The sequence below is a fragment of the Streptomyces sp. SBT349 genome (assembly GCF_001083795.1).
GTDB lineage: Bacteria > Actinomycetota > Actinomycetes > Streptomycetales > Streptomycetaceae > Streptomyces.
The window spans coordinates 1-7,186 of sequence record NZ_LAVK01000367.1; the positions used below are offsets into that span (position 1 = coordinate 1).

At 73.6% G+C, this 7,186-nt stretch carries 6 protein-coding genes; all 6 read left to right on the plus strand.

Features of this window, described 5'->3' with window-relative positions; translation table 11 throughout:
* Nucleotides 1–1,183: hypothetical protein (locus ADY01_RS30205; protein ID WP_049579822.1), on the plus strand; the 1,183-nt coding region annotated here is incomplete at its 5' end.
* Nucleotides 1,183–2,079, plus strand: coding sequence for a hypothetical protein (locus ADY01_RS30210; RefSeq protein WP_049579824.1), 897 nt, complete (start codon nt 1,183–1,185; stop codon nt 2,077–2,079). The genes ADY01_RS30205 and ADY01_RS30210, both read left to right, overlap by 1 nt.
* Nucleotides 2,076–2,984 (plus strand): hypothetical protein, encoded by a 909-nt coding sequence (locus tag ADY01_RS30215; RefSeq protein WP_078900746.1) that lies wholly within the window; start codon nt 2,076–2,078, stop codon nt 2,982–2,984. Before ADY01_RS30210 ends, ADY01_RS30215 begins: the two co-directional genes overlap by 4 nt.
* Nucleotides 2,981–3,760 (plus strand): hypothetical protein, encoded by a 780-nt coding sequence (locus ADY01_RS30220; protein ID WP_049579825.1) that lies wholly within the window; start codon nt 2,981–2,983, stop codon nt 3,758–3,760. Before ADY01_RS30215 ends, ADY01_RS30220 begins: the two co-directional genes overlap by 4 nt.
* A gap of 54 nt (nt 3,761–3,814) precedes the next feature.
* Nucleotides 3,815–4,882: a phosphotransferase enzyme family protein gene (locus ADY01_RS30225; protein ID WP_049579827.1), complete on the plus strand. Its 1,068-nt coding sequence runs from the start codon at nt 3,815–3,817 to the stop codon at nt 4,880–4,882.
* Nucleotides 4,879–7,186, plus strand: a 2,308-nt coding sequence (locus ADY01_RS36175) for a hypothetical protein (protein WP_053171358.1), incomplete at its 3' end; no start/stop codon positions are given. The genes ADY01_RS30225 and ADY01_RS36175, both read left to right, overlap by 4 nt.

A 7,186-nucleotide genomic window follows, 5' to 3' on the forward strand; every position in this document is an offset into this window, starting at 1 on the left:
ACTGCCACCGGTGCCGATCCCGCCCCCGCCGGGGCGGTGCGTCACGCTCTCGGTGGGTGGGGCCGCGTCGGTGCACGTCCGTTCTGAACTCCCGTCCGTGCTGGGGTGGGTCAGCGATTACGTCCGCCCGTGGTGGACCGTGCACGTCACCCCGGGCGGCGAGGCCGCCGGGACCGGACCGGTAGTGACCGCGGTGCTCGGTGAGATCGGTGCGCAGGCCGCCGAGGTGGCGGCCGGGGCGTGGACGGAGGTCGGCTACCCGCGAACGGCGACGCGCTACGCCCGCGGCCGGGACGGCGGCACGACGATCGCCGTGGCTCCGGGCGACAGGGTCGCCTACCGGTGGACCCCCGCCGCCGACCGCATGGAGGTGCGCGGGGAGCGTGTTCCGCCGCTGTGCCGTGCGGCGGTTCGCGTGGCGCGGGAGCTGGTCCGCGCGCGCCTCATGGCGGACGGGTGGGTGCTGCTGCACGCCTCGGCCGCCGTGCTGGACGGCGAGCGGACGGTACTCGTGCTCGGCGGGCGCGGTGCCGGGAAGTCCACCGTGGCGCTCGCCCTCGCCTCGCGCGGGGCGCGGTTGCTCGGCAACGACCGAGTGTTCGCCCGCCCCTCGGCGGGCGGCGGCGTGGAGCTGGCGCCGTGGCCGTCCGGCGCCGCCGTGGGACTCGGGCTCATGAGCGCGCTGGGCTGGACGCACATCGCCCGGCGGCGCCTGGCGGCGGGAGCCGAGCCGCACCCGTCGCAGGATCCGCGGGTCACCGGCGCGCTGCTGACCGGGCTGTCCCTGCCGTGCCGATCCGGCGAGCGCGAGCTCAAGGCGCACCTGCGACCGGAGGACCTGACGGGCTGGTGCGGGCTGAGCGGTGCCTCGTCCGGCCAAGTGGCGTTGGTGCTCCACCCCGCGGTGCGTCCCGGCGCGCGGCCCGCCATCGACGCCGAGCGCGCGGCCGTGGTGGCGGAGGCGGACTTCATGACCGGGCGGACGGAGGACTCCTATCCCGACATCTTCGGTCTGACCAGCGGAGTGAACGCCGGAACCACGCCGGTCCGCACCGAGGTCGCGGCCCGCCTCGGCACTCTGCCGAACGAGACGATCGTCCTCGGCCATGACCACCACGAGAACGCCGCGTTCCTCGCAGACCTCACCGAGCGGACGAACGCAGCCGCACCGGGAGCGTCCTGATGGCGGGCCAGAAACGCAGGCTGATCGCACTGCGCAGCGGCGGCCGGACCCTGACGCTGAACGTTCCCGGCGGCATGGCCCCGTTGATGCCGCGCCTCGCCCAGCGCCTCCCCGATGCCGTCGTGGAACCGGTGCCGCCGCACGCCGAAGCACGTGCGCTGCGCGTGCCGGACGGACTCACGGCAGAGGACCTGCGGCGCTGGCTCGGTGCTCAGCTGCACCGGCTCCATCTGGAACGGGACGTGCTGTGCGTCCACGCGGTGTGCCTCCAACCGGCGGATGGGGAACGGGCCGTCGTGCTGCTCGGCGGACATGGCGCCGGTAAGAGCCTGGTCGCCTTGGGGCTGGTCGGGCGCGGCTGGCGCGTGCTGGCCGGCGACGTGGCGTTGGTGCACGGCAGTGGGTGCGGCGCGGCCGTCGTGGGTGGTTCGGCCGCGTTCATGGTCCGGCGTGTCCCGGTCCGGCGCTGGTTCCCCGAACTCGGGCTCGACGCGGCGGGCCCGCCCGTCATCGATCTGGGTCTCCGGGAGGAGCTGACCGTGGTGGCTCCCGCCGAGCCGGTCCCGGTGGCTGCCGTGGTGCTGGTGGACGTCGACGGCGACCCCGCCGGGGCCGTCGGCGCGGTGCGTCGCGTCGACACGCACACGACGGCGACCGTCTGGCTGCGGGCCAGCGGGCACCTCCTCGACCGTGTGCTGGAGAACGCGGAGGGCCCGGCGTTGCGCGAGGTCGAGAACGCCGCGGCGCTCCGCGGGCGCCTGTCCCTGGTGCGCTCGTTGGCGAACGCGGTCCCGATGCGCACCATGTGGGGAGCACCCCAGGGGATCGCGACCCGGGTGGAGCACGCGGTCACCACCCGCCGGATCTCCGGCTCGGCAACGGGCGTCCGGTCATGAACGCCCGCGGGCAGGACCCCAAGCCGTTCATCGGACCGCGCGTTGCACTCCACGACGGGCAGGCCCGGTTGCTCCCTGCGCCGCCGGTGCCCAACGGGTGGCTCGCGGGACGGTTCAGCGTGCTCAGCCCCGGGACCGAGCGGCGCCGGCTGGCCGGGCCTCCCCGAGCGGCCGGATATGTGACCCTCGGCCGATGCGACAAGACCGCGCCCTGGCTGCTCGCACCGGTGCCGCACGGTGCCGCGTTCGACCCGGCCTGCCCCGGGACGGTGACCGCACCGCCGGGCACCTCGGTATCGGTCGCGGCGGTGGCGCGTTTCCAGCAGATGGCGCTGCTCGGCCTGGACCGCGCCCCCGCGGACACCCCCTGGGACGGCGCGCTGGTGGTCGGATCCGGCCCGGTCGCGCTCGGGTGTGCCCTGGAGCTACGCCGGCGCGGAGCCGCCACGGTGCCGTTGGTGACCTCGCGCGGGCGCCCGCCGATCGCCACCGTCCCGGGCGTCGAGTGCGTGGACCCCGTGGAGGCCAGCCCGGCGAAGCTGGTCATCGACACGACCGGCACGCCAGAGAGAGCCGCGCCCCTGCTGGCCCCGGGCGGCACGCTCGGGCTCCTCGGCACCCCCTCCCCCACGGCCGAACTGTCGGCGCTGTCCGTGCACCGCGACGGCTGCACGGTGGTGGGCATGCACGAACTCGCCCCGGCCGCGCCCGGCGCGTACCAGAGCGCGTACGCCACCGCCGCTGCCTGGCTGACCACGCACATGGGTCCGGCGGCGGTCGCCCGGTGGTGCCGGGTCGTGCCGGGGCAGCTGGTCCCCGAGGTCTTCCGGCAGCTGCGGGACGGAGACCGCCCCGCCGAGCCGGTCGTCATCTTCGACTGGACGTTCGGCTGGACGGCGGAGTGAACGCGTCCCCGGTCGGCCTCTACAGCATCTCGGTGCGGGGCCTGGACGTTCCCGAACTGCTCGGCTGGGCCGCCGCCGCGCGGATCCCGTTCCTGCATCTACGCGGCGGGCCACGGGGATACGACCTCGCACGTCGCCACCCAAAAGAGCTGGAACGCTGGCGGCGCGCGGCGGAGGCGGCCCGCGTGCCGATTGCCGGCGTGACGTCGGACCTGGACCTCGCCGACCTGGTCACCGGCACCGCACCGTCGCGCGCCGCCGCCCGCGAAGAGCTGGGGCGGCTCGCAGAGAGCGCGGCCCGGCTCGGAGCACGGTGGGTACGGCTGCTGGCCCGCGTCGAACCGACGAGCGCCTACCTCACCGCCCTCCGAAACGCCGTGGTGCCGACGCCGGCCGTGGGCCTGCCCGTCGAACTCCACCATCCCGGGTGGCTGTGCGGCGACGCGCCCGCCACGTTCACAGAACTGCTGCGCCGCAACGACCAGTTGCGGCTTCTCGCGGACACCGCCCAGCTGGCTGCGGCCCGCAACAGCAAGGTATTGCTGCGGCTGCTTCCTTGGGCGCGGGTGCTGCACCTTTCGGATGACGGCGCCGGGTTCGGCCACCCGGACCGGACGGCCGTCGCGATGGCCGCCGCGGCGCGGATCGGCGGCGGTCAGCGGATCGAGGTCGCGGTGGAGTGGACCGGGCAGCCGCGCACTCCCGCCGAGTGCCTGGCCCGATACCGCTCCGCCCTGACCTGGTGGCGGCACGGCCTCCCCCGCACAGGCCCTTAGGGTGGTGGGCCGCTCACCAGCCGTAACGCCGCCCATGACGGAAGGCCACCACCCATGACCCACATCACCACCCCACCCCGGCTCCCGGCAACCGAGTCGGTCGCCCACGTTCTCGCCGACTCCCACGGACTGTCCGGGGTGCGCCTGGAGCGGCTGGACGGGCAGGTCAGCGTCAACTACCGCGCCACCGCGGACGACGGCTCGACGGCGTTCGTCAAGCACTACGTCGACGCGACCGACCTGGCCGCCGCCCCCCATGTGATCGCCCAGACCCGGCTGGCCGGGGAGCACGGCGTCCCCGTGGCCTCGGTGGTGCCCTCCACCAGCGGCGAGCCCATCACGGTCCATGACGGCGTCGCCCTGTCCGTATGGGAGTGGATGCCCGGCCACACCGTCGAGACAGGGCTGAACCCGGCCCAGCAGGCGGCGGCCGGAGCCGCACTCGGCCGCATCCACGCCGCGTTCGCCAACCATCCGGCCCGCGCCCGCCGTTCCGCCAGGGCCGCGAAGTGGCTCGCCCCCGACCTCGCCGCGCGCCACGCCACGATCGACCGTCTCCTCGCCGTCATCGACGACCGCCCGGAGCGGGACGCGTTCGACGAACGGGCCGCGGTCACCCTCACCGAACGCCGCGCCCAGCTCGACCGCCTGGGGGACCTCGGCCTGCCCGCACTCCACACCCAGGTCCTCCACGGCGACTACAGCGTGAAGAACCTCCACTTCGACGGCGACGCACTGACGGCCGTCGTCGACTTCGGCCCACCCGAGCCCTACCTGACCGCCTGGGAACTGGGCCGGATCGCGTTCGACGTCCGCTCCGTTGTCCACGACCCCGATTGGATCGCCTCGGCGGCCACCCTGATCTCCGCCTACCTGGAGGAGAACCCCTCGCTCCCGGCCGCCGACATCACCGCCTGCGCCCGCGTCGCCCTCATCCAACTGCTCACCAGCCTCTATGGCGTCAAGGAGCACTACCTCGCGCCCGGCCTCCACCAGGACGACCTCGACCTCTTCTGGCTCCAGCGCCACGAGGCCGCCACCCGCCTCCTCGACTCCCTGGACACGGCCGAAGCAGCGCTCGGCGACCTCGGCCGGCACACCGACGAACGGAGACCATCATGAGCACAGCACCGTTAGCCGTAGCAGCACTCACCGCGGACGCGGTCGGGTGGCATACCCTGCTCGGGCCGCTCGTCCCCACCGCGATCGAGCGGATCGCCGCCGAGGTGGCCGCTCAACACCGCCTTACCATCCAGAAGTTCGACTCCGGGCTCCGCCTCGTCCCCTTGGCGGGCGGCGATACAACGGTGACGGTGCGGTGGCGCCTGGCGCCGCCCCAGGCGCCGCGCACGCTGGGATACCAGCTCAACACCGCCCTGCACACCGAAGTCCTCATCGCCCCGGCCGGGCGAACCGCGGCCGAGGAGCTACGGCAACGCTTGACCAGCGTCTCGTCGGCCCACACCCACGACGAACTCACCACCATCCGGGCCGCGATGCCCCTCCTCCAGCACCACAGCTCCCCCACCGGAGTGTTCAGCGACTGGGCTCTGATCTTCCGCGACCACTACCTCGAGCACAGCCTCGGGTTTCTGCTCGCGGCCGAGCGTGCGGGCATCCCCGCGGAGTGGATCACCGCGCTCGACAAGGGCGACCGAACCGCAGGCCGCGACCGGATCCGCGCCACGTTCACCGCCCGCGGCTACCGCACCGGCCTGCTGGACAACACGGCGATCAACGACTCGGCCCACCACCAGGCGGCCATCGAACGGGCGACCGCCGAGGTGGACGCGTTCATCGACGTCGCCCGCGCCGCCGGGCGACGGATCCTGGTCATCGATGACGGCGGGCTCCTCGCACGCGGCTACGGCTCCGCCGGAGCGTCCCGAACGGTCGACGCCGCAGTGGAGTTGACCGTCAGCGGAGTCAAACGCATCGCCGCTGCCGGGCCGTTGGCCATCCCCGTGCTCAACCTCGCCCGCTCCCAGCTCAAGACCCGGCTCGGCTACCCCGAAATCGCCGACTCCTGCCTGCGGCGACTGCGAACGATCCTCCCCGACCGCAAGTTCATCGGCCGACCGGTGCTCCTCCTGGGCTACGGCACCCTCGGCTCCCGACTGGCCCCGGCCCTCCGCGCGTTGGGCTGCCCGCTTCACGTCGTCGACACCGACGTCCTGGCACTGGTCGACGCGGCCGAACACGGCTACAGCACCCACCGCACGGCCCGTGACGCCCTCACAGCCGTCCGTCCGTGGCTGGTGATCGGCACCACCGGCGAGGAAGCGCTCACCGAAGCCGACCTCCCGTTGCTGCCCAACGGTGTCCACCTGGCGCCGTTCGCCACCCGCGATTTCTCCCTCCTCACCCGCCCGGACCTCACTGCGGACGCCGTCGAAGTGCCGGGCGTGGGAACCCACTTCAGGCTGGTAGGCGGCAGGACGGCGGTCCTGCTCGGCGACGGCCGCTCACTGAACCTGTTCGAGGCCGACTCCATCGGCCCCGAGGGATACGACGCCTACCGCGCCGGAACTCTGATCGCCGCGGCCCACCTGTGCGCCAACCCGAGCGGCATCCCACCCGGCCTCCACACAGAACCGGCCGACCGCGCCATCGCCGACGCGGGCCTGTGGGACACCTACTACGACCAGCACTTCGCCCCGCACGCCCCCGCCGCGCGCCCACCACGGACGGGCACTGCCTGCGTCATCGGCTACGGCGTCGCCGGCCGCCTCCACGCCGACATCCTCGCCCCGCTCGCCGGCGACCTGATCGTCCTCGATCCCAAGCACCAGGATCTCCCCCGCCAACACCGTTCCTTCCGCCATGAAGTCAGCGACCTAGCCCCGTCCGTCGCCGCGGGCGTGGACCTGTGGTCGGTCTGCGCCCCCACCGCCGACCACCTCCCGATTCTGCGGGCCGTCCTCGATCACAACCCCGCCGCCCGCGTCCTGGTCGAGAAGCCCGCGTGCCTGCCGCACGAGATCGACGCCTTCACCGACCTGCTGACCCGCCACCCGCACGCGCGCGTCGTGATCGGCGACCAGTACCGCCACGCGACGGCGCTGACCGCGTTCACCCGCCTCATCGACCAGTTCGAGCCCGACACCCGCCCCGGCCGGATCGCCATCTCCTTCACCAAGGACCGCAGCGCAGACATCGCAAACGGCCGCTTCGTGGACACCGAGTACGGCGTGCTCGGCTACGAGTGGCTCCACATGCTGACCGTTCTCGCCGGCGTCCTCCCCGACCCGGTCATGGCCGCCTACCTCGCCACCGACCCGGCCACCAGCCGGCTCTCCGCCACCTACGACCCCCGCCTGCTCGTCTCCGGCCTGACCGAACACACCACCCTCCACGACGAACCAGGCACCCCGCTCCACCTCGAACTCAACTCCTCGATCCTCACCCCCACCACCCTCCTCGGCC